The 21,015-nt window shown below is 67.1% G+C and carries 20 protein-coding genes; 5 read left to right on the top strand and 15 right to left on the bottom strand.

Features of this window, described 5'->3' with window-relative positions:
• Positions 1 to 26: 26 nt before the first annotated feature.
• From FHU31_RS07190 to FHU31_RS07165, 6 genes are read right to left on the bottom strand one after another with little or no spacing between them, the layout of a single operon-like run.
• Positions 27 to 470: a hypothetical protein gene (locus FHU31_RS07190; protein WP_167157013.1), complete on the bottom strand. Its 444-nt coding sequence runs from the start codon at positions 468 to 470 to the stop codon at positions 27 to 29.
• Entirely contained in the window at positions 467 to 826 is a 360-nt protein-coding gene (locus tag FHU31_RS07185) for a glycerol dehydratase reactivase beta/small subunit family protein (RefSeq protein ID WP_167157011.1), read from the bottom strand. Before FHU31_RS07185 ends, FHU31_RS07190 begins: the two co-directional genes overlap by 4 nt.
• On the bottom strand, positions 819 to 2,666 hold the full coding sequence (locus FHU31_RS07180; RefSeq protein WP_263987741.1) for a diol dehydratase reactivase subunit alpha: 1,848 nt from the start codon (positions 2,664 to 2,666) through the stop codon (positions 819 to 821). The genes FHU31_RS07185 and FHU31_RS07180 overlap by 8 nt, the downstream gene beginning before the upstream one ends.
• A gap of 50 nt (positions 2,667 to 2,716) precedes the next feature.
• Positions 2,717 to 3,301, bottom strand: a complete 585-nt coding sequence (locus FHU31_RS07175) for a propanediol/glycerol family dehydratase medium subunit (protein WP_308206678.1) — start codon at positions 3,299 to 3,301, stop codon at positions 2,717 to 2,719.
• Between the two features lie 2 nt (positions 3,302 to 3,303).
• Positions 3,304 to 5,022, bottom strand: a complete 1,719-nt coding sequence (locus FHU31_RS07170; RefSeq protein ID WP_167157007.1) for a propanediol/glycerol family dehydratase large subunit — start codon at positions 5,020 to 5,022, stop codon at positions 3,304 to 3,306.
• A 10-nt stretch (positions 5,023 to 5,032) separates the two neighbouring features.
• Complete coding sequence (locus tag FHU31_RS07165) at positions 5,033 to 5,461, bottom strand: diol dehydratase small subunit (RefSeq protein WP_090363103.1); 429 nt, start codon at positions 5,459 to 5,461, stop codon at positions 5,033 to 5,035.
• 273 nt (positions 5,462 to 5,734) lie between these two features.
• Here FHU31_RS07165 and FHU31_RS07160 point away from each other — a divergent pair, with 273 nt between their 5' ends.
• The 4 genes from FHU31_RS07160 to FHU31_RS07145 all read left to right on the top strand — a co-directional run bounded on the left by FHU31_RS07160 (position 5,735) and on the right by FHU31_RS07145 (position 8,929).
• The gene (locus tag FHU31_RS07160) at positions 5,735 to 6,493 is read left to right on the top strand and encodes a (2Fe-2S)-binding protein (RefSeq protein ID WP_167157005.1); all 759 of its coding nucleotides are present in this window, start codon (positions 5,735 to 5,737) and stop codon (positions 6,491 to 6,493) included.
• A 75-nt stretch (positions 6,494 to 6,568) separates the two neighbouring features.
• Positions 6,569 to 7,300 (top strand): response regulator transcription factor, encoded by a 732-nt coding sequence (locus tag FHU31_RS07155; protein ID WP_167157003.1) that lies wholly within the window; start codon positions 6,569 to 6,571, stop codon positions 7,298 to 7,300.
• On the top strand, positions 7,293 to 8,447 hold the full coding sequence (gene cobA / locus FHU31_RS07150) for a uroporphyrinogen-III C-methyltransferase (RefSeq protein ID WP_167157001.1): 1,155 nt from the start codon (positions 7,293 to 7,295) through the stop codon (positions 8,445 to 8,447). Before FHU31_RS07155 ends, cobA begins: the two co-directional genes overlap by 8 nt.
• 20 nt (positions 8,448 to 8,467) lie before the next feature.
• On the top strand, positions 8,468 to 8,929 hold the full coding sequence (locus FHU31_RS07145; RefSeq protein ID WP_167156999.1) for a phosphoglycerate mutase family protein: 462 nt from the start codon (positions 8,468 to 8,470) through the stop codon (positions 8,927 to 8,929).
• On the opposite strand, the gene FHU31_RS07140 is transcribed toward FHU31_RS07145, so the two are convergent.
• On the bottom strand, positions 8,915 to 9,628 hold the full coding sequence (locus tag FHU31_RS07140) for an MIP/aquaporin family protein (protein ID WP_167156996.1): 714 nt from the start codon (positions 9,626 to 9,628) through the stop codon (positions 8,915 to 8,917). The genes FHU31_RS07145 and FHU31_RS07140 overlap by 15 nt on opposite strands.
• 279 nt (positions 9,629 to 9,907) lie before the next feature.
• Here FHU31_RS07140 and FHU31_RS07135 point away from each other — a divergent pair, with 279 nt between their 5' ends.
• A complete protein-coding gene (locus tag FHU31_RS07135; protein WP_167156994.1) occupies positions 9,908 to 10,306 on the top strand; it encodes a GlcG/HbpS family heme-binding protein in 399 nt (132 codons plus the stop codon).
• 45 nt (positions 10,307 to 10,351) lie between these two features.
• Here the strand turns inward: FHU31_RS07135 and glpK are convergent, their stop codons facing one another.
• The 8 genes from glpK to eccCb all read right to left on the bottom strand — a co-directional run bounded on the left by glpK (position 10,352) and on the right by eccCb (position 20,983).
• Positions 10,352 to 11,869, bottom strand: coding sequence for a glycerol kinase GlpK (glpK, locus tag FHU31_RS07130; protein ID WP_167156992.1), 1,518 nt, complete (start codon positions 11,867 to 11,869; stop codon positions 10,352 to 10,354).
• Between the two features lie 51 nt (positions 11,870 to 11,920).
• Entirely contained in the window at positions 11,921 to 12,361 is a 441-nt protein-coding gene (locus tag FHU31_RS07125) for a DUF779 domain-containing protein (protein WP_167156990.1), read from the bottom strand.
• A gap of 19 nt (positions 12,362 to 12,380) precedes the next feature.
• Positions 12,381 to 13,904, bottom strand: coding sequence for an aldehyde dehydrogenase (gene adh / locus FHU31_RS07120; protein ID WP_167156988.1), 1,524 nt, complete (start codon positions 13,902 to 13,904; stop codon positions 12,381 to 12,383).
• Positions 13,905 to 14,006: 102 nt separating this feature from the next.
• Positions 14,007 to 15,248 carry a helix-turn-helix domain-containing protein gene (locus FHU31_RS07115; protein ID WP_263988169.1) on the bottom strand — a complete coding sequence of 414 codons (1,242 nt, stop codon included), beginning with the start codon at positions 15,246 to 15,248 and terminating at the stop codon, positions 14,007 to 14,009.
• A gap of 315 nt (positions 15,249 to 15,563) precedes the next feature.
• Complete coding sequence (locus FHU31_RS07110) at positions 15,564 to 15,860, bottom strand: WXG100 family type VII secretion target (RefSeq protein ID WP_167156984.1); 297 nt, start codon at positions 15,858 to 15,860, stop codon at positions 15,564 to 15,566.
• Between the two features lie 9 nt (positions 15,861 to 15,869).
• Entirely contained in the window at positions 15,870 to 16,178 is a 309-nt protein-coding gene (locus FHU31_RS07105; RefSeq protein ID WP_167156982.1) for a WXG100 family type VII secretion target, read from the bottom strand.
• Positions 16,179 to 16,253: 75 nt separating this feature from the next.
• Positions 16,254 to 17,396, bottom strand: coding sequence for a type VII secretion-associated protein (locus tag FHU31_RS32010; RefSeq protein ID WP_167156980.1), 1,143 nt, complete (start codon positions 17,394 to 17,396; stop codon positions 16,254 to 16,256).
• Positions 17,378 to 20,983, bottom strand: coding sequence for a type VII secretion protein EccCb (gene eccCb, locus FHU31_RS07095; protein WP_308206770.1), 3,606 nt, complete (start codon positions 20,981 to 20,983; stop codon positions 17,378 to 17,380). Before eccCb ends, FHU31_RS32010 begins: the two co-directional genes overlap by 19 nt.
• Positions 20,984 to 21,015: the final 32 nt, after the last annotated feature.

Below are 21,015 nucleotides of genomic sequence, written 5' to 3'. Positions count from 1 at the left end.
GCATACCTCCACTGTTTCTCTGGGTCTCACGCCCGACGACGGCCGGCAAGGCAGAGCGTAGCGCCGTCGCGTGCTTCGGTCAGATTCGATTGGGCCAGCTCGATCATGCTGCGCCAGAAGTCATTCCGCTCCAGCGATACCCGTCCCACCACGGCTTCGCGCCACTGCGCGACGAACGGGGTGAAAGAACGGTTCTCATCGAGCAGTTCCACGGTGACCGCGACCAGGGCGCGGCCGGCCGGTTCGTCGTGGCCCATGGCGCGCCACATCCGGGCGGCGGTGCGCAGCCGGCGGCGGTGCTCGACGAGTGCGGTCAGCAACCACCGGATGGCCCGGCGCTCGTCGTCGCCGATCCAGGCGGCGTCGCCGCAGCTCTTGAGAAACGCCTGCTGCGCCTTCGTCGTCTCGTTCAGCTCATTGAGCACTCGGATGGCGTCGGCGTGGATCAAGCCGTCTTCGCCGAGGGTCACGGGGCCACCGCACGCAGGGGTACGCCGACCACGATGCGGGCTGCGTTGTGGCCCAACGCACGGGCCACCTCGGCGGGTGCGGCGGCACCGCTGAACAGCCCGGGCGTCGCCCCGGTCACCTTCTGGTGTGCCACGCTGATCCGGCCGAGCGCGTCGACCCCGACACCCACCTCCAACGTGGACACCTGCGCGGCCAGCCGGGCCAGCGCGTGCGCGTCCTGGTCGTCACGACGGTGTTCGACGATGGCGGGCACACCCTCCTCCTCGATGCCCGCGAGCACCTCGTTCACGACAGCGTCGGCGCCGCAGCTCATCACGACGATCACCGGCGGCTCCGGCTGACCACCCTTAAGCATGGGCGCCGACCCCCAGCCGGGATGCCGTCGCCGCGTACGACGCGACCAGTCCGGAGGCCACGGCGTTGCGCGGACCTTCCGTGCCGCGGACATTACCGGTGCCGCAGACGATTCCGTACGGGGCGACGGCATCGGCGATCTGCTGCGGGATCTCGAAGTCCAGGGCGCACCCACCGAGTAGCACCACGAAGCCGATCTGCCGTAGATCCCCACCGGGGGCGATGCTGCGCAGGGCCCGCAGGGCGTTCACCACGAAGACCCGCTCTTTCGCGGTCCTGCGTACGGTCCGGATGCGATCCAGGGAGTGCCGGGTGGGAATGGGGCTCATCCCGGTATCGCCGAGTGCCACCACCCGGGCGAATGCTGTGGCCGGAAGTGGCTTTTCGAAGAACTGGACGGTGCCGTTCTCCAACCGGATGTGAAAGAAGCTCTCCGCCTTGCCCAGTGGGCAGCGTTTGATCTCCTCGGCCAGTTCCAGGTTGTCCAGGCCCAGTTCGGCATCGATGAGTTTGGTGACCAGGTCACCCGCACCGGCCAGGTGGGTGGCGTCGGTGCTGCCGTCGGTCTGGATCACCGCGGCATCGGTGGAACCGCCGCCGAGGTCGAGCACCACCAGCGGCTTGTCGGTGCCCGGCGTGGTGAGCGCCCCGAGAACCGCCATCTCGGCTTCGACACCGCCGACGACGACGTCGACATTCGTGGCGCCTGCCGCGCGCAGATGTGCCGCGACCGCGTCGGCGACGGCCTTCATCCCGCTTTCCTTGGTGCGCACCATGGCCGCCAGCGCGACGGCGTTCTCCAGCGCGACCTCACCCGCGACACCACCGCGAACCTCTTGCGGCACAGCGGTGTCGATGGCCAGCAGGTCCTGAATCCGCACGTCGGCCAGGGCGTGGTGGGACAGGTCGGCCATGCTCTGCCGGACATTGGCGATCATGCCGCCCGAATTCGTCCCGGCTTCGCCGGTGACGTCGACGAGTGGGCTGACCCGTTCGACCGCGGCCATCAATTCCGTTGCGCCGCGCGACACGTCGATGGTGGCGGTCTTCTTCGCGCCGATCAGGCTCAGCGCGCCGGCCGGGATGGTCCGATCGGCGACATCGCCCGAGGGCGTGCGCACCACGACCGCCGACCGGTTGCCGGTGAGAGCCCGCGCCACGGGCGAGACCACCCTGGTCTGATCCGGGTCCAGGCCGAAAATCGTGGCCAGGCCATAGGCATTCGACAATGTTCTGATGGATTGACCCGGTGCGGCCACCTCGACGGCGGCGATCATGCCACGCGGGACGGCCTCGATGCGCGACACCTCGTCGATGATCGGGATCTTGGTCTCCAACCGATTGGACACCAGCACCGCGTCGTCATTGCACAGGATGGCCCCGGAGATCTCGACCCCACGGTGGGCAGCCGCATTGATGGTGGCCGCGACGAGGTCGAAGTCGACGTTGCCGGGTACCACCGGGATGATCGGTTCACCGGTCGTGATCTCGGCCAGCGCCGCGAAGTCGACGATGGTGCCGACACCCAGTCCGCGGCCGCCCGGGGTGCGCGGGTCATGACCGATCATCGTCGATTCGGTGATGATGGTCTCGGTGATGGTCTCCATCGCCAGTCCGCTGATCACCGGCGTCGCCTCGTTGAGCAGCACCAGGTCGAGGTCGGCAAGCGCAAGACCGGCGCCCTGCAGCGACCAGACCACTGCCTTGGCGACACCTTCGACGTTCTTGACCGTGCCTTTGATGCCGGTGGTCCGGGTCAGCGCGACCCCGATGAACGTCGGTGTGCCGTCGGCGTCGATCGTAGCCAGACTGGCCTCCGTGGTGGAGTTTCCGATGTCCACCCCGACGACCGTGCGGGTAGCTCTGTCCTTCTCCAAGCCCGAAACCCGTATCAACCCACCACAGCCGCGGAGAATTCCGGCATGACCTCGATGGCCTTCGCGTCCTTGCGAACCAGTTCGGTCTCTTTCAGGTGCAGCAGCGCGGCCTTGGCCTGCCAGCGGGGCCGGGCCATCTGATCGTTGAGCGTCGGAACCGGTTCCGGCGACTCCCCTTTGGCGTACTGCGCCGCGTTGGACCCGATCTGCCGGTAGGTCTGCAGTGTCAGCAGCGGGCACTGCGGAAACAGTTCGAGGCTGGACAGTCGCGGCAGGTCGCGCTGGTGGATCATCGAGGTACCGCGCGACAGGATACCGATTCCGATACCCGATCCGGACAGCCTGGCCGCGGTGTGGGACATGGCCGCCAGATCGGACGAATTGCGGACCCGGATCACCCGTGCACTGACCTCCTGCTCCTCGATACCGGCCAGCACCTGGCGGATCACCTCGGACAACGGGATGTCGACGATGGTCTTGCTGAACAATTCACCGAAGCCCGGCGAGATCGCGATGACCACCTCGTCGGGCCGCGTGCCGCGGGCGGCCGGGCCGATCTCGGTGAAGGTCAGGTCCCGCTGAATATCGTTGGCCGACACGGCTATTCCACCTCTGCTTCCGGGTTCGATGCGCTCGTGACGTGGCGCAGTCGTTTCATCTCTTCCCACCGGGCACCCGACGGGCGGTACCCGGTGCCGGGCCCCGCGTAGTCGTTGGCATCGTTGATCGCCGACAGCGGCCCGCCCTTGGTGAGGATGGCCGAGGTCTGCAGCAGGTCACCGGACACCCGCTGACGCAGGCTGGACAACATCCGTTCGGCGATATCGGAGAAACCACTCGCCTCCAGCGCCTTCACCAGATCCAGACCGGTGACGTTGCGGTCCATCACCTGCTGGGCGCCCTTGAGGTCCTCCAGCACATCGCGCGGGATGAGGTCTTGACTTCCGTTGGCGTACACGGCCGTTTCGATCTCGTTGTCGGTGATGGGCGGCAGGTCCAGGTACCGGAACACCGCCTGCAGCGCCTCGGCCGCGCGGGTGCGCGCCGCCAGGATCTCGGACTCCTTCACATGTCGCAGCCCGCCGTCGATCTGCAGGTCACGCTGAATGGTGTTGAAGTCGTCGAAATCGTCGCTGTCGACATTGGACCCGGCGAACATGTTGTCGTAGTTGGGCACCGCGGAGTAGCCCGAGCACACGAAGTCGGTGCCCGGCATCATCTGCGGCATCAGCCGGGCAGTGCGACGCATCGGGGAATGCGAGAACGACTGATCGTTACCGGACGCGCACTCCAGATCCACCGCGGAGGCGATGAGATTCTCGGCGGCCACCGCGCGGATGCCGCCGGGCACCGCTCCGGGCACGCCGATACAGGAGATCGAGCCGTTCTGCAGGCCCTGCACGCCGGCGCCCTTGGTCACCAGGATGCAGCGGATCTCCAGGTACAGCATGGACTTTCCCTGCGCATTACCCATCTGCACCTCGGATCCAGTACCGGAGGTGAACCGCATCTTGATACCGCGCGACGCGTAGGCGGCCGCCAGGAAGGCCTTCGACCAGGGGGTGTCGTCACCGTCGACGAAGACCGGTTCGGTGCCGTACACCGAGATGGTCTCGGCGTATCCGGTGATCCCGCGCATCCCGAGATCGAGTTCGGTGGCCTCCTCCAGGGCGCACTGGGTCTGCGGCCCCTCCGCACCGGCCTGGCTGCCGATGGCCTGGGCCATGGCCACCAACGGCGCGTAGCGGACCACACCCAGCGTGGTCTCCACTTCGGCGAATCCGCGCAGGGTGGCCTCGGCCGCCTCGCACGCGACCTGCAGCGGGTTGTCCCTGGCGCTGGTGCAGTGCGCCTGGTTGGCCGGCGTGCGGCGGGCCCGCATCTTCTGCATACCCATCATGATCTCGACGATGTTGAGGTTCTTGGCCACCGCGAGCAGCTTCGCCGGCGTGAGCCCCTTGGTCACCGCGAGGACCTCATCGCGGGTGACACCCGGATCGACGAGCATGCCGGCGATCTCGGCGGCCGGAATGGCCATCGACTGCTCGGTCGTCTCGACATCGATCGCCTTGTCGGCGATGAACTGGTCGATCGAATCGAAGTCGGCGCGTGCGGTGCCGTCCATCTCGACGATCAAGCCGTTCTCCACCCGCACGCTCGGTTGCGGGTCGAAGGGGCTGTCCATCGCGACCATGCCGACCTCGGGCCATTCCTCGACGAATCCGTCGAGGTTGACCGGTCGCGCCTCCAGGGCCTGGGTGCGCAGCGAGTGCCGCACGGTGGCGGTCTCGGTCACCGGGTTCGGTACAACTGCAGTCATCGCTTGTCTCCTATTCGCTCTTGGCCAGCAGGTCGCGGCGCTCGTACACGTCGGCGGCCTCACGCACCAGGTCGGCGAGGTGGGTCGCGTTGTACTGCGTGGTCAGCTCGTCGGCGATCGAGTCGAGCTCGGATTTGGACGACGCGTTGGGCCGCAGCGCGTTGTAGATCTGCAGCACCCGCTCATCGGAGATCGCGGTCATCTCGGCCGCGCGCCGCAGGTTCGCCCCGAGCTGCGGCCGCCCCACCCGTTCGGAGATCTGGGCCTGCAGACGCAGGGTGTCTGGGGTGATGCGCAGATCGGTCGCCTGGATGTCACCGGCGACGACGGCATCGATCGTGATGTCCTCGATCGATTTGCCGTTGGGGGTGAACAACAGATCGCGCCGGTGGACACTCAGCGGATAGTCCGTCGCGGGGTCCAGGGTCGGTTCCGTCATGTGCTGCTCCCAACTGAGGGATGACCCACGAATGGGCCACCTTCATCCGTATTTCCAGGTCCATATTCGTGACACGGACCGGCCTCGACCCGCCCATTGTGTCTTGTGTCACGTTGCACCGAGGTTGCAGCGAAGATCACCGGCATTTGTCCAGTTCCGGGCCCTCCGGCGATCCGGCCCGGCCATCCGGTGAGGTGCCGCACTGCCACGGCGGACAGGCTTTCCCGAGACACCTGGCGGTGGTGCCACACCGCGGGCTAGCGTGGCCGCACCATGAACGCCAGGCCGGCACCGACAGGTCGCGACGACGGCGCCGGGTATCTCGCCGAACTGGCGGAACTCGGCGAGTACTTCGCGCTGCCCGTCCACAACGGGGACGAATGGTTGCCGCTGCCAGAGCTTTTCACCGATGCGACGCTAGGTGACCATGTGCAGCGCACCCGTCTCGCGATCGCCGCGTCGACAGGCCGTCCGAACGGACAGATCCCGCTCCGCGTCGCCGCGTCATCGTTCCAGCTCGGAGTGGCCGCCCGGCTGCTGTCTCCGGTCATCGGATCGGCGGTGTGCTTCGGCGTGGTCCCGATCCTCGATGAGCGGTCGGTGCGCTGGCAGCCTTCGGGCACCCACACACCGCGGTTCGCCATCGCCGGCGCGGCGTGGACCTCGACCCCGGATCTCCCGGCCGCGGCCCGGGTCATCGCCGCATCCGCGGTGTCCGCGCTGACCGCCCTCGGCGCCACGTTGAGTGCGCTGACGTCCCTGTCTGCGCGCATCACCTCGGGCAACATCACCTCGGCAGCCAACGGCGCGGTGACGGTGTTGGGGCTGTCGCGGCCGGACCGCGTGATGCGGGGACGCGCGCTGGTGCGCGCGCTGCTGGACACCGCCGCACTGACCGGCACCGGAGTTTTCAGCGACGGCCATTTCGTCCGGCGCAGCTGCTGCCTGTACTACCAGGTGCCACAGTCCGGTCTGTGTGGGGACTGTGTGCTCGCGGTGCCCACCGCGTCACACCCGGGCTCCGGGAGCTGACTTCGTCTCTTTGCAACCCCGGTGCAACGCACCCGGCGTTAGCATTCGCCGCTCAGCGGCAGGATGGAGTCAATCATGGGCTGGTCTCAGACGCGCTACGCACCGCTCCCCCCGGTCGGGCGCAGTACCGAGAGCGACCAATCAGCTGAAACACCGGACATATCAGCATCTTTCGATATTCCGGCGGTATTGCGCACCGTGCTGGTGATGGACGACGAGCTACTGCGGCACGGACTGATGCATGTCGCGGCGCAACTGGGCGCGGTCCGACTGGTCGGCGATCTACAACGCGGCGCGGGGCTGGTGGACCGGCTACGCGAGCTGGCGCCCGAACTCTTGGTCGTCGGCGCCGAGGCCGGTCCCGATCTGCCCGCTCTGCTCGCCGAGCTCGACCCGGTGCCCAGGGTGCTGGCCGTGATCGACGGGGACGACCCGCGCGAGCTGGCGCTGCCACTGATCCGCGCCGGCGCCGACGGGCTGGTCGATCGGCGCTCCCCTTCGGACGAGCTGCGCGCAGCGTTCCTCCGGGTGATCGACGGTCACCACGCTCTCGATGCGCGCAGCGCAGATACCTTGATCGACGAACTGCGGGCCCAGGCCGAGCCTGACTATGCCCGTTTGCTGACCCGGCGCGAAGGCGAGGTGCTCGGACTGCTCACCAACGGACTGGACAACCGCGCAATCGCGGGAACCCTTTTCATCTCGGAGGCCACTGTCAAGTTCCATCTGCACAACGTCATGGACAAATTCGGGGTGCACAACCGAGCCGCGCTCGTGGCGACGGTGCTGCGCGGACACCATGTCTGACGCCCTCGCCACGGACCTGGACCGCGACGGACTCGACGGCGAGATCGCGCTGCGGCTGCCCGTCCGGCACCGTGAGGTGACGGTCGTGGGTGCCGAAGACCGCGCGCTCAGCGTCGTCGGTGCCCTGGTGGCGGCCGGCGCGGTGGTCACCGTGGTGTCCCCGCGACCGCCGGCCTATCTGTTCGATCTCGCGGATCGGGGCCTGATCACGTTGCAGGATCGCGATTTTCATCCGGCCGATATCGATATGGCTGAGCTGTTGTTCGCCCATACCGGTATCCCGGACACCGATCACACCATCGCCGAGCTGGCCCGCCAGCAAGGCGTGTTCTGCATCGGCTCGGACCAGTCGGCTTCCCGGCGCGACTCCCCCGCCACGGTCTCCCGTGGCCGGGTGATCATCGTCGGTGGCGGCCCCGGCGATCCCGGACTGCTCACCGTCGCCGGCCGGGCCGCACTGGCCGGTGCCGATGTCATCGTCACCGACCGCCTGGCACCCGTGGGTGCACTCCATGAGATCGCGCCCCGGGCTCAGATCATCGATGCCTCGAAGATCCCCGGCGGCCGGCGGACCGAACAGTACGAGATCAACGAGATGCTCATCGAGCACGCCCTGGCCGGCCGCACCGTGGTCCGGCTCAAGGGCGGCGACGGATTCGTCTTCGGCCGCGGCGGCGAGGAAGCCGACGAGTGTGTACGAGCCGGGGTCACCGTGGAGGTGATACCCGGCGTGAGTTCGGCGATCGCCGCCCCGGCCGCAGCACTGATCCCGGTCACCCACCGCGGCCTCACCCAGGGCTTCACCGTGGTCTCCGGCCACGTTCCTCCCGACCATCCGGACTGCACGGTCGACTACGCCGCGCTGGCCCGCACCAATACGACGATCGTGCTGATGATGGCGGTCGGCAACCTGAATCCGATCACCCGGGCACTCATCGACGCCGGCATGCCCGACACCACCCCGGCAGCGGTGATCGCCGATGGCACCCTCGCCGGCCAGCGCGAGTTGCGCGGTGATCTGGGCACCATCGCCGCCGCCGCGCACGCCGCCGGGGTGCGGCCACCGGCCACCACCGTCATCGGTGCGGTGGCCGGCTTCGTCGCGGGGAGGGCGGCGCGACCGGTCGCCGCACAACTGAGCAGTTGACGCCCGGACCGTCGCTCTGGGTGATACGCCACGGTGAGTCGACCTGGAACGCCGAGGGCCGGATGCAGCGCCAGATCGCACACCCACCGTTGACCGAGCGTGGCCTGAGCCAGGCATTCGCCGCCGGTAACACCCTGCGGGACAAGAATATCGACCGCATCGTCACCTCGGATGCGGTGCGCGCGGCTCAGACCGCACGGGCCATCGCCGGCGTGCTGGAGGTGCCGGTATTCGCCGACGTCCGGTTTCGGGAACGTGGATGGGCTGCCCCGGGACGGCTGGAGGATCCCACCGAGCGGGTGCTGTCTGCGCTGTCTGAAATCGCCGCCTCCGGCGACCGTGTCGCGGTCATCACCCACGGCGATATCGTCTACCTGATCCGGGACATGCTCGGCGTCCCAGGCTGCTGGGAATCCGGATCGGATGTCCCCAATGGCCTGGTCCTCGAACTGCGCCCGGACGCGCTGCTAGGCCGGCAGTAGCGCAGCCACGCCGGCCGCCAGGGCTGCACCGATCAGCGGGGCGACCACCGGTACCCAGGCGTAGTTCCAGCCCGCATCGGCTTTGCCCTTGATCGGCATCAGGGCGTACGCGAGGCGCGGGCCGAGGTCACGGGCCGGGTTGATGGCGTAGCCCGTGGGGCCACCTAGACCGAAGCCGATGGTGATGATCACGAAAGACACAGCGGCGTAACCGAGTGTCGAGTTGATCTGCGGGTTGGTCAGGATCCACAAGATCAGCACGAAGGTCGCGATGACCTCGGTGACGATATTCCACGGAATCGCCCGCACAGCCGGCGAGGTGCAGAAGATGCCCCGGGTGCCGGAGTTGTCGTCGTTCTTGTCGAACTGCAACTTGAACGCGGCCCAGCACAGCCAGGCGCCGAGGAAGCCACCCAGCAATTGGCCGGCCCAGTAGACCGGGACCGACGACCACGGAATACCACCGGAGATCGCCACCGCCAGCGTCACCGCGGGGTTGATATGCGCTCCGGACGGACTGGCGATACTGGCGCCGGCGAACACCGCAAATCCCCAGCCCATCACGATGATCACCCAGTCGCCGCCACCGCCGTGGGAGAACGAGTTCTTCAGGACCACCGCGGCCACCGAGCCATTCCCGAGCAGACACAGCACCGCGGTGCCCAGGAACTCCCAGACGAAGATGTCGATATTCGACACTGACCCACCCTCTCTTGGCCACCAAAGATTCTGTGGCACAGTCTTTGTGCAGTCGCCGGGCGCGATGGCGCTTTCTGCCGGTTCCCGCCCGCATACTGGCCGGGGGTGGGGCGCAGGCTGACCCGTGGGTGAGTTTTTGGCTAGGATCTGACGCCGCGACGCCGGAAGAGGTTGAAACACCTACTCATTGCGGTTGCGGCCATTATGATCGATGGCGGGTGAGTACACCCCCGTGAACGTCAAAATTATTGCGGGAAAACCGATTCGAAAGGTTCATCAATGAGCGCCATCAGTCTGTCAAGCGCCACCAGAGTCGTCGACGCGGCGATAGCGAAGGCCCGGGATATCGCGCAGCCGATGAACATCGCGGTCGTCGACGACGGTGGCCATCTGGTGGCATTCGCCAGGATGGACGGTGCCATCAAGGCGAGTATCGACATCTCGATCCGTAAGGCGCGCACGTCGATACTGATGAATGCTCCCACGAGTGCGCTCACCGCGATCGCACAACCCGGCGCCGAACTCTATGGCCTGGAACAGACATGTGGCGGCCTGGTCATCTTCGGCGGCGGGATTCCGCTGACGGTCGACGGTGTGGTGGTCGGCGCGATCGGCGTCAGCGCAGGAAGTGTCGAGCAGGATGTCAAGGTGGCCGAGGCCGGGGTCGCGGCACTGTAGAGCCGACCGACGGCCCCGGCGCGGTGCACCGGGGCCGTCGCCCGGCTAGGAGACGTCCACCCAGTCCAGGGTGCGCTGCACGGCCTTCTGCCAGCCCGCGTACCCGCCCGCCCGCTGATCCTCCGACCAGGACGGTGACCACCGCTTGTCCTCCTGCCAGTTGGCCCGCAGGTCGTTCGGATCACTCCAGAACCCGACCGCCAGGCCCGCGGCGTACGCGGCACCCAACGCGGTGGTCTCTGCCACAACAGGTTTGACCACGTCGACCCCCAGCACATCGGCCTGGATCTGCATGCACAACTCATTGGCGGTGATCCCGCCGTCCACCTTGAGCACCTCCAGGTGCACGCCCGAGTCTGCTTCCATCGCATCGACGACGTCGCGGCTCTGATAGCAGATCGCCTCCAGCGTCGCCCGCGCCACGTGCGCGTTGGTGTTGAACCGCGACAGCCCGACGATCGCGCCGCGGGCATCGGAGCGCCAGTACGGCGCGAACAGCCCGGAGAACGCCGGCACGAAATACACCCCGCCGTTGTCTTCGACCTGGCGGGCCAGCGCCTCACTTTGGGCGGCTCCGCTGATGATGCCCAGCTGATCACGCAGCCATTGCACGGCCGAACCGGTCACCGCGATCGAACCTTCAAGGGCGTAAACGGGTTTCGCATCACCGAACTGATAGCACACGGTGGTGAGCAGCCCGTTGTCCGAACGCACGATCTTCTCACCGGTGTTCAGCAACAGGAAATTGCCTGTGCCGTAGGTATTCTTGGCCTCACCGGCCGCCAGGCAGACCTGGCCGACCATCGCGGCCTGCTGGTCGCCCAGAATGCCCGTCACCGGCACCTCGCCGCCCATCGGGCCCGCGGTCAGCGTCATCCCGTACGGGTCCGGCGAAGAAGACGGCCGGATCTGGGGCAGCATCTGCCGCGGAATACCGAAGAAGGACAGCAGTTCGTCGTCCCAGTCGAGGGTCTCCAGGTTCATCAGCATGGTGCGGCTGGCGTTGGTGACGTCGGTGACGTGCACTCCGCCACGCGGACCACCCGTCAGATTCCACACCACCCAGCTGTCGCTGTTGCCGAAGAGGGCGTCGCCCTTTTCGGCGGCCTCGCGCACGCCGTCGACGTTCTCCAGAATCCACTGGATCTTGCCGCCGGAGAAGTACGTGGCCGGGGGCAGACCTGCTTTGCGGCGGATGACATCACCACGTCCGTCGCGATCCAGCGCCGAGGCGATCCGATCGGTGCGGGTGTCCTGCCAGACGATGGCGTTGTAGTACGGCCTGCCGGTCTTCTTGTTCCACACCAGCGTGGTCTCTCGCTGGTTGGTGATACCCAGCGCTGCAATGTCATTGGGCTGCAGATTGGTGTTGTTGAGCACCGAGGTGAGCACCGAGGCGGTGCGCTCCCAGATCTCCACCGGGTTGTGTTCCACCCAACCGGCCTGCGGCAGGATCTGTTCGTGTTCGAGTTGATGCCGCCCCACCTCGGCACCGGCATGATCGAAGATCATGGCGCGGGTACTGGTGGTGCCCTGATCTATGGCTGCGACGAAATCGGGCAACACTGCTCCTCATCTTCGAAGGTGATTGAACTCGAACATCTTCGGGATTCGCTACCGTCGCACCCCCTGCTCGGTGGCGCCGGAAGTCACGATGCATCCTCGCACGGAGCGCGGCAGCACCGCGGCGTTTCGCTCCGGCACGACGCGCGCCCGAGAGAGGAAGCGCAGGCCGACTGATGCCTCCAGACTGAACCCCGCGGCACGACCGGGCACCACGTCGATCACCAACTGGCTGTGTTCCCACACCGTGTACTGCGGACCGGAAACCCAGACCGGAACACCATAGGGTTGACGCTCGGAGACCACGTCGAGCACACCGAGCAGCACGTCGCTGTCCCCGATCGCGTACTCGCCCACCGGGTAGCACATCGGGGACGATCCGTCACAGGTGCCACCGGACTGGTGAAACATCAAGGCGCCGTACCGGTTCTGCAGACGTAGCACGAGGTCGGCGGCACCCCGGGTGATCAGCACCCTGGTTGCTTGAGACATGGCAGCTCTCCGGCGTGGATCAGAAGAAGCCGGCGGCGTTTTCGCTGTAGCTGACCAGCAGGTTCTTGGTCTGCTGGTAATGATCGAGCATCATCTTGTGATTCTCCCGGCCGATACCGGACTGCTTGTACCCACCGAACGCCGCATGCGCCGGATACTGGTGATAACAATTCGTCCACACCCGACCAGCCTTGATATCACGACCCGCCCGATACGCGGTATTACCGCTACGACTCCACACCCCCGCACCCAACCCATACAACGTGTCATTGGCCTGCGCGATCGCATCCGCATAATCAGTGAACGACGTCACCGCCACCACCGGCCCGAAAATCTCCTCCTGGAAAATCCGCATCTTGTTATGCCCGGTGAAAATCGTCGGCGCCACATAAAAACCACCACCCAGATCCCCACCAAGCTCCGCACGCTCACCACCAGTGAGCACCTGAGCACCCTCACCCTTACCGATCTCGATATACGACAGAATCTTCTCCAACTGATCATTGGAGGCCTGCGCACCGATCATCGTCTCAGTATCAAGAGGATCCCCCTGACGCACCGCCTTCGTCCGGATCGCCGCCAACGCCAAAAACTCGTCATAAATATCAGCCTGAATCAACGACCGCGACGGACACGTACACACCTCACCCTGATTCAGGGCGAACATCGTGAACCCCTCCAACGCCTTATCCTGATACGCGTCGTTACTCGCCAACACATCACTGAAGAAAATATTCGGCGACTTCCCACCCAACTCCAGGGTCACCGGGATCAGGTTCTGGCTGGCGTACTGCATGATCAACCGGCCCGTCGTCGTCTCCCCGGTGAACGCGATCTTCGCGATCCGATTCGACGACGCCAACGGCTTACCCGCCTCCACCCCGAAACCATTCACAATGTTCACCACACCGGCAGGCAACAAATCCCCGATGACCTCGAACAAATACAGAATCGACGCTGGAGTCTGCTCAGCCGGCTTGAGCACCACCGCATTACCCGCCGCCAACGCCGGCGCCAACTTCCACACCGCCATCAAAATCGGGAAATTCCACGGGATGATCTGGCCCACCACACCCAACGGCTCATGAAAGTGATACGCCACGGTGTCCTCATCGATCTGCGACAACGACCCCTCCTGGGCGCGCAGCACACCGGCGAAATACCGGAAATGATCCACCGCCAACGGAATATCAGCATTCAGCGTCTCCCGGACCGGCTTACCGTTATCCCAGGACTCCGCCACCGCGATCGACTCCAGATTCTCCTCGATCCGATCCGCGACCCTATTCAAGATCACCGCCCGCTCCGCCGGACTGGTCTTACCCCACCCCGGGGCCGCCGCATGCGCGGCATCCAACGCCGCCTCCACATCAGCCTCATCCGAACGCGGAATCTCACAAAACACCTGCCCCGTCACCGGCGTCGGGTTCTCGAAATACCGGCCGGCCACCGGGGCCACCCACTGCCCACCGATGAAATTGCCATAACGGGACTTAAACGACATCAAAGCGCCTTCAACACCCGGGCGCGCATAAACAGTCATGGGAATCTCTCCTGCATGGGACAGCGAAGTGTGTCGGTCGTCACTAAAGGTACGAATGGCAGGGTTGCACCACCGTTGCACGGGGTGCCGGATACGGGCGGTTCAGCCCAGTTCGAAGTCGAGCCCGGCGAGGTGTCCGCCGGCCTGCGCGCGTCCCACGGGACCGATCGAGGCACTGTTGCGCAGCGCCTCCCAACCTTCCCGATCGTCGCGCCCCTCCGGCAGGTCCAGCCAGCGCCGTAGCGGGGACATATCGCCGCGTGAACACTCGGCAAGCACCGCGCCGCGCATACTCGCCGACAGCTGCATGCGTAGTCGCGCGATCGACGGTGACACCGACTGCGGCAGCAACGGACCGTGGTAGGCGGCCAGCGCGGACTCGACATCGCCGAGGTCAAGGGCGTCGAAGACCTCACCGATATCGGTGGTGATCGGGACCAGCAGGCGATACGGACGGGACTCCAGGTACTCGGCGCCGATGACCTTGCGCAGCCGCGACATCTCGGCCCGCACCGTCACCACGTCCAGGTCCTTGTCGTCGAGAAGGACGGCCAGGTGGTCTGCGGACAATCCCTCGGGGTGCCTGCTGAGCAGCACCAGGATGTCGGCGTGTCGCCCGGTCAGCATCGTGGCGCGGAGGTGGCCGTAGACGTCGGTGGTCACCCAACGCGGGCGGTCTGAACCCAACACCACCAGGTGCGGCTTGCGCGTCGCCGGTTCCGGGACGCTCCCGGTCAGCCGCAGCAGGGCCAGATGATTCTCCACAGCCAACGCGGTGGCCCTGACCAGCGCCAACGTTTGGGCCGACGCGGCCTGGGCGCCCCCGGTGAGGTCGATGGCACCGAGCAGTGCCCCCGTGTCCGGGTCGTGCAGGGGGGTGGCGGTGCAGCTCCACGGCTGCACGACGCGGGAAAAGTGCTCCGACCCCCTGATCTGCAGCTCGCGGTCCAGCGCCAGCGCGGTCCCAGGCGCATTGGTGCCTGCGCTGCGCTCACTCCAATCCGCACCGGGCACGAAGTTCATCTGTTCGGCTCTGCGGCGTGCTCTCGGGTCGCCCTCGACCCACAGCAGGGTGCCGTCGGCCGAGGTGACGGCCACGACAACGCCCGCATCCACGGCATCGTCGACGAGGAGCCGGCGGATCACCGGGAGTGCGGGTGCCAGTGGGTGGGAATCACGCAGTTTTGCGATGCCGGAGCCCACCGCGGCGGGCCGAGCCCGATCGAAATCCGGATCCACGCCCTTGGCGAGGCTGCGCTGCCAGCTCTTGGCGACCACCGGCCGCACCGTGGTCGGTTCCAGCTCCGCGACGTCGACCTCGCCTGCGACGAAGAGTTCGTGCACAGCACGAAGCTCCCGAGCACTCGGCCCTTTGGTCGTCCTCACAGATGATCACGCTCCCGATCACGGCCCGACGCCTCACTGCATCGGCCGCATTCCACACCATAGCCCTTATCTCCGGCCCCGGGGAGGATCCCGACGAGGAGCCGAACAGACCGCCGGACAGAACCCGCCGCATCCGGCCACTCGTGAGTGGCAGTCCGACAGGACATTTGAGTTCGTTTGTCACTTCGCCACGCACCGAGTTGGTCGGACTGCGCGGTCCCGCCGGTCCTCCCCCCGGCGGGACCGCGCAGGTTTCATGGCAACGCCGAGGCGTCAGTAACCCCAGGCATTGGCGGCTTGCCGGTCGGTTGCGGCGATCTCGTCAGCGCCGTCGCGGACCGCGTTTCCCAGCCGGAACAGGATGTCCTGCAAGGCCGATGCCGACTGGTCCCAGCGCATCTGTTCAATCCGGTAGGCCTCGGCGGCGTGGCGGGTCCAGGTCTGCTGCAGTGGCGTGATCTGTGCCCGCAACTCGTCCAGCGCCGCACTCAGCCGCGCCGAGGTGCTGTGAATCTCCTGGCGGACCGTGTACTCGATCTCGTCGAAGTTATAGGACAGCGTGGCATCCATCGTGACTCCTTACAGGTGGGTGGTAATGGCGGCGATCTGCTGGGAATGGCTGTCGCCGGCCTCGCGCAGGGTGCGCTCGTTGAGCCGGATGGTCTCGGAGATCCGCGCCAAGGCGTCGTTCAATGCCATCGATTCGGCGTTCCACCGCTCGACGACCTCGCGGAAACGCACCGCCGCAGCACCGCCCCACACCGACGGCGGGACGGAACTCATCCGCCCGATGAACGATCCGAGCATGGCCCGGATCTCCTCGTTGCGCGTGTCGATCTGTCCTGCCACGACGTGCATGAGATCGAAATCGGTGTTCAGCGAAGTCATCTGAGTCCTCTCGTCGGGTACTACTGAGGTTAGACGCAGCGGGGGGCGTTTCGGTTCCATTGATCCGGATCTTGCTCACCGCACGCTGTGGGCGGATGCGATGGTCTGGTCACAGATCTCCCGCGCATCCCGGGCGGTTGTGCTCTGGCATCCGACGGCGATCCGCACTCCGCCCTCGAGGAAGACGGACCATTCGATCTTCCTGTCTGCCCTGGCCTCGGTGTAACTGATCACGGGCCGGCCGGCGCGCCGGCCGGTGGCCTCGAAATCGGTGAACACCGTGGGGTCTTCCCTGCGCAGTGCAGTGGCGAGAGTCGTTGCCGTCGTGGCCATATCGACTTCGGCCGGTGACTGCACGATGAGCAGCGCACGCTCGCCGCCGGATTCGGTGACCTGGACGCGGCGCGACCCGGTTCCGGCGGTGATCCGTTCGACCAGCCAGTCTGCGGGAACCCGTGCGGCGACCCGGCCTTCCGTGATCAACACCGTTGTGCGGTCCGATGGTTCGCGTGGTGGGCGATGCAGTGCCACCGCGACGACGGTGGCCACGGCCAGCAGACACACGACGACCACCCATGGCCACCGGTGGCGCGGCGGGTCGGCGGGCGACGCGCACATGTCGCCGGCAGTCTGGAGCAACTGATGGTCGCCGACGATGGCGACCTCGCCGCCCCGCTGCAGGCCGGCGGCAGTCTCGCTGGCGACGGCCCGCGCGCCCGCGATGCCGCCCGGCACATCGATGAGCACCGAGGCGGGCTCGTCGAGGCCGGCCGCCACTGCTGCGGCCACCCCCGTGCGTCTCGGGACGACGAGCAACGTGGTGTCCGCTGTCGCAGCGAGGACGAACTCGTCTGTGATCTCCACGATGATGTCGGCGCCAGGATGTCGGCGCCGATGTACTTGCGCCCGGGTCACCACGACGGCTTCGGCGCAAGCCGCGGTGGCCGCCGCGCGGATACGATCCAGCCGCGCCGACGGCCACCACCCGGGGCAGACGAGCACCAGTCCGTCGGCGACCCGGCGGTCGCCCCCCACCACGGTGCCGATGATCTCCCTCAGCACCGAATCCACCGATACCGGCAGATCGTCGATGATCGTGTCGCGGTCGTCGAGGAAATCCAGTCCCGCCCTGACCAATTCGCCGCGCACGGGGCACGGGCCGCGCACCGTCGCCGGGCCGAAGAGCACCGCGACCGCCGTCACTGCGGCTCGGTCCACGCGAGCTGAACCCGTTCGGCCGCAGATCCCCGGAGGACGAGGGTGGCCCGGCCCGGCGGCAGCGGCACCGGGCGCACCGAGCCGAGCAATGCCCCCTCCTCGGGCCCCGCACTCATCATCAGGCCGGCGCTACCCAATTCGCGCAGCCGGGCCAGAAACGGGTCGAACATGGCCCGGGCGGCTCCGCCGGAGCGCCGCGCAACGATGATGTGCAGGCCTATGTCCTTGGCATGGGGTAGATATTCCAGCAGCGGGCTCAGCGGGTTTCCGCCGTCCGCCGGGACCATGTCGTAATCGTCGATCACGACGTACATTTCCGGCCCGGACCACCAGGAGCGGTCACGCAACTGTTGTTGCGATACGTCGAGTCCCGGTAGCCGGGCGCACAGCTGCTCCAGCATGGGCGGCAGTTGAGCCGCTACGGCCTCGGCCGATATCGCGTACCCGGCCAGATGTTCCGATTCCACCACGCCGAGCAGGCTGCGCCGGTAGTCCACGATGAGCAACCGGACGGCCTCGGCACCACTGGAACGCGTCAGCGCGCGGCACAGGGTGCGCAACGCCGCCGTCTTTCCGCATTCGCTCTCACCGAGCACGATGAGGTGACCGTGCTTGCGGAAGTCGATCGTCACCGGCTGCATCCGGCTCTCCCCTAGGCCGACGGCCACCGTGGTCGAAGCAGACCCTTCGGGTGTCGAGCCGCCGGACCAGCGGACCATGGCAGGCAGCACCTCGATCCGGGAGATCGCGTGCGCGGCGTGCCGGGTACGCAAAACCTGCACCGCCGCAGGCGTATCCAGACCGAACAGGGTCGGGCATGCGATCAACAGGGACAGCCCGTCGCGGTTGAGGCCGGTGCCGGGCCCGCGGTGGGCGAGCAGCCGTGCCCGCTTGCGGTCCATCTCCGACTCGGCGGGATCGCCGAGTCGGAGTTCGATGCGGGTACCCAGGTGATCCTTGAGCGCGGGCCGCAGGTCCGCCCAGCGGGACGCGGCGACGACGACGTGGATCCGATGCGCGAGACCCTGCACCGCCAGCGCCGTGATCGCTTCCTCCAAGCCGTCGCATTCCTGCCGCATGGCCGCCCACCCGTCGACGATCAGGAAGATGTCACCGTGCTCATCGCGCACCCCCGCTTCCCGTCTCCGCAGCACGTCGTGGACATGCGCGACGGCCCGGCGGGCCAGCTCGGCATCCCCGAGTCCGGCGCAGACACCCGTGTGGGGCAACGCGTCCAGCGAGGACAGCGCGCCGCCACCGAAATCCAGCAGGTAGCAGCGCACCTCGCCCGGATCATGGGTCGCCGCCAGCGCCAGGATGAGAGAGCACAGCGCGGTGGATTTTCCCGACCGGGTGGCACCGATCACCGCGGCGTGCCCGGCAGCACCCGCGAAGTCCACCATCAGGGGCTCGTGACGTTGCCCGAAAGCGTTGTCCACCAGACCGATCGGTACCCGAAGCCGGCCGGACCCGTGCGCGGCGAGGAGATCGCCGAGCGCCGGCGGTTCGTCCAGCGGCGGCAGCCAGACCCGGTGTGCGGGGACGCCGCGGCCGGTCAGTCGGTCCAGTACGGCATCGAGCATCGTGGGCGCCGCCGATACCTCGTTGTCCATGTCATTCCCGGCGGGGGCGGCGGTGAACAGGCATGGCGCACCCGAGACGTTCGGTGCCGGCCCGCCCACCGGCCCCGAGACGAACGCGGTGCGGAAGCGGACCGTCTCCCCTGACGGCGTCCTCAGATAAGCGGAACCGGGCGCGGCCGGTAGATGGTAGGCGTCCGGAATTCCCAGCACGGCCCGGGACTCGCTGGTGGAGAACGTCTTCAGGCACACGCGATAGGACAGGTGGGTGTCGAGCCCGCGCATCCTGCCCTCGTCGAAGCGCTGACTCGCGAGCAGCAGATGCATCCCCAGAGAGCGGCCGACCCGTCCGATCGCCACGAAGAGCTCGGCGAAATCCGGTTGTCGGCTGAGCAGTTCGGAGAACTCGTCGACGATGATGAACAACACCGGTAGTGCGGGCAGGTCAGCGCCGGCCGCCCGCGCCTGCCGGTAGTCGTGCACACCGGCCAGGTTTCCTGCCGCCCGAAGTAGTTCCTGTCTGCGGTTCATCTCACCGGTCAGCGCATCCCGCATGCGGTCCACCAGGTGTGCTTCGTCGGCGAGGTTGGTGATGACGGCCGCGACGTGCGCGGCGCGGTCCAGCCCGAGGAACGTCGCACCACCTTTGAAATCGATCAGCGCGAGATTCAGTTCCTCGGGTGGGTGCGTCGCGATCAGCCCGAGGATCAAGGTACGCAGGAACTCTGACTTCCCGGAACCCGTCGCACCGATACACAGTCCATGTGGCCCCATGCCGCCGTGCGCGGCCTCCTTGATGTCCAGGACGACGGGACCTGGGGCACTGTCGGTGTCTTCGGTGAACCCGATCGGCACCCGCAGCCGCAGCCCGTCCGTGCGTGGACGCCACGCCACGTCCGGATCGAGGGCTCCGGACGCCCCGATGCCGATCAGTTCGGGCCAACCCGTCACCGCCCCGGCCGATCGGTCGGGCATATGCGGTGCCAGCCGGCGGGCGCAGATCAGCGCCTCGGCCAGACTGATTCCATCCGCGCGGCATCCGGGCGGAAGGCCCGCGGCCCCGACGTCGGAGAGCTCGATCACCGTGACACCGGCACCGACCTCTGTTGCCGGTACGTCCACGCCGTCCACCACGATCACCACCTGGACGGCACGCAGCGCCCGGCAAGCTTCCCGTGCTGCATCGAGATCGGGGAACGTGAGCCGGCGTGGACCCGCAGCATCGACCACCTCGCGGTCGCGGTGGTGCGGCAGCCATTTCAGCCAGTCCCAGTGCCCGTCGCCGACCGGTACCACGGCCGCGATCCTGACATCGCGTGGACTGTGCAGCATGGCCAGTTGACAGACCATGGCGCGCAGCAGGTTCCGCGCCGAAGCGCGGTCCATACCGATCGGCACCCGGGGACAATCCGCCAGCCGCAGCGTGACCGGCACGTCGTCGAGCAACGCGCAACGGTCCAGGGCGTCCTTCAGCGCACCGACGGTCACCGGGTCGGTCTCGTCGTCCGTGCCGGCCGGCGGAGCTATCAAGGGTGTCGACAGCGCCACTGCGCCGAGCCCCACCCTGATCACTCCGAAGTCCGGGTCGCCGGGGCGGCGTTCCCACATGCGCGCCCCACCGGCCATCGTCCACAACGCGGCCGGATCCGGGTGGGTCCAGTGCAACACCTGATGTTGCCGGCGTGCCGTCTCCGTGGCGTCGTCGACCACTGCGTCGAGATACCGAAGGTAGCCGCGGCGCCCCGCATCGATCTCTCCGGTACGGCCGCGGAAGGTGTGCGCCAAGGTACCCATCGCCGACGCCAGCATCATGACGGGAAAGAGCAGGAAGATCGGATTGCGGGCAGCTGACTGCGCCGAGGTCAGGTACACCGCGACCATACCGCCGACGGCCACCAGCATCACCAGCGGAAGCAGGCGCGCCAACGGGTTGACCGGAGGGACGGCAGGCAGGTCCGGTGGGCGCCGCAGCTCCACCGGCCCCGAAGCCGGCGACGGTGGCTTCACAAGTTCCACACCGGGTTCGACGCATCAGGGCG

The organism is Mycolicibacterium fluoranthenivorans, assembly GCF_011758805.1.
In the GTDB taxonomy this organism is placed as follows: domain Bacteria; phylum Actinomycetota; class Actinomycetes; order Mycobacteriales; family Mycobacteriaceae; genus Mycobacterium; species Mycobacterium fluoranthenivorans.
This window is presented reverse-complemented; position numbering and strand designations above follow the sequence as displayed.

Bases quoted from the DNA above. Each gene is read 5' to 3' on its own strand.
- FHU31_RS07165 (WP_090363103.1), bottom strand. From the start codon at position 5,461: ATGACGGAACCGACCCTGGACCCCGCGACGGACTATCCGCTGAGTGTC.
- adh (WP_167156988.1), bottom strand. From the start codon at position 13,904: ATGACTGTTTATGCGCGCCCGGGTGTTGAAGGCGCTTTGATGTCGTTT.
- FHU31_RS07125 (WP_167156990.1), bottom strand. From the start codon at position 12,361: ATGTCTCAAGCAACCAGGGTGCTGATCACCCGGGGTGCCGCCGACCTC.
- cobA (WP_167157001.1), top strand. From the start codon at position 7,293: ATGTCTGACGCCCTCGCCACGGACCTGGACCGCGACGGACTCGACGGC.
- FHU31_RS07170 (WP_167157007.1), bottom strand. From the start codon at position 5,022: ATGACTGCAGTTGTACCGAACCCGGTGACCGAGACCGCCACCGTGCGG.
- FHU31_RS07135 (WP_167156994.1), top strand. From the start codon at position 9,908: ATGAGCGCCATCAGTCTGTCAAGCGCCACCAGAGTCGTCGACGCGGCG.
- FHU31_RS07110 (WP_167156984.1), bottom strand. From the start codon at position 15,860: ATGGATGCCACGCTGTCCTATAACTTCGACGAGATCGAGTACACGGTC.
- FHU31_RS07155 (WP_167157003.1), top strand. From the start codon at position 6,569: ATGGGCTGGTCTCAGACGCGCTACGCACCGCTCCCCCCGGTCGGGCGC.
- FHU31_RS07105 (WP_167156982.1), bottom strand. From the start codon at position 16,178: ATGACTTCGCTGAACACCGATTTCGATCTCATGCACGTCGTGGCAGGA.
- FHU31_RS07185 (WP_167157011.1), bottom strand. From the start codon at position 826: ATGCTTAAGGGTGGTCAGCCGGAGCCGCCGGTGATCGTCGTGATGAGC.
- FHU31_RS07160 (WP_167157005.1), top strand. From the start codon at position 5,735: ATGAACGCCAGGCCGGCACCGACAGGTCGCGACGACGGCGCCGGGTAT.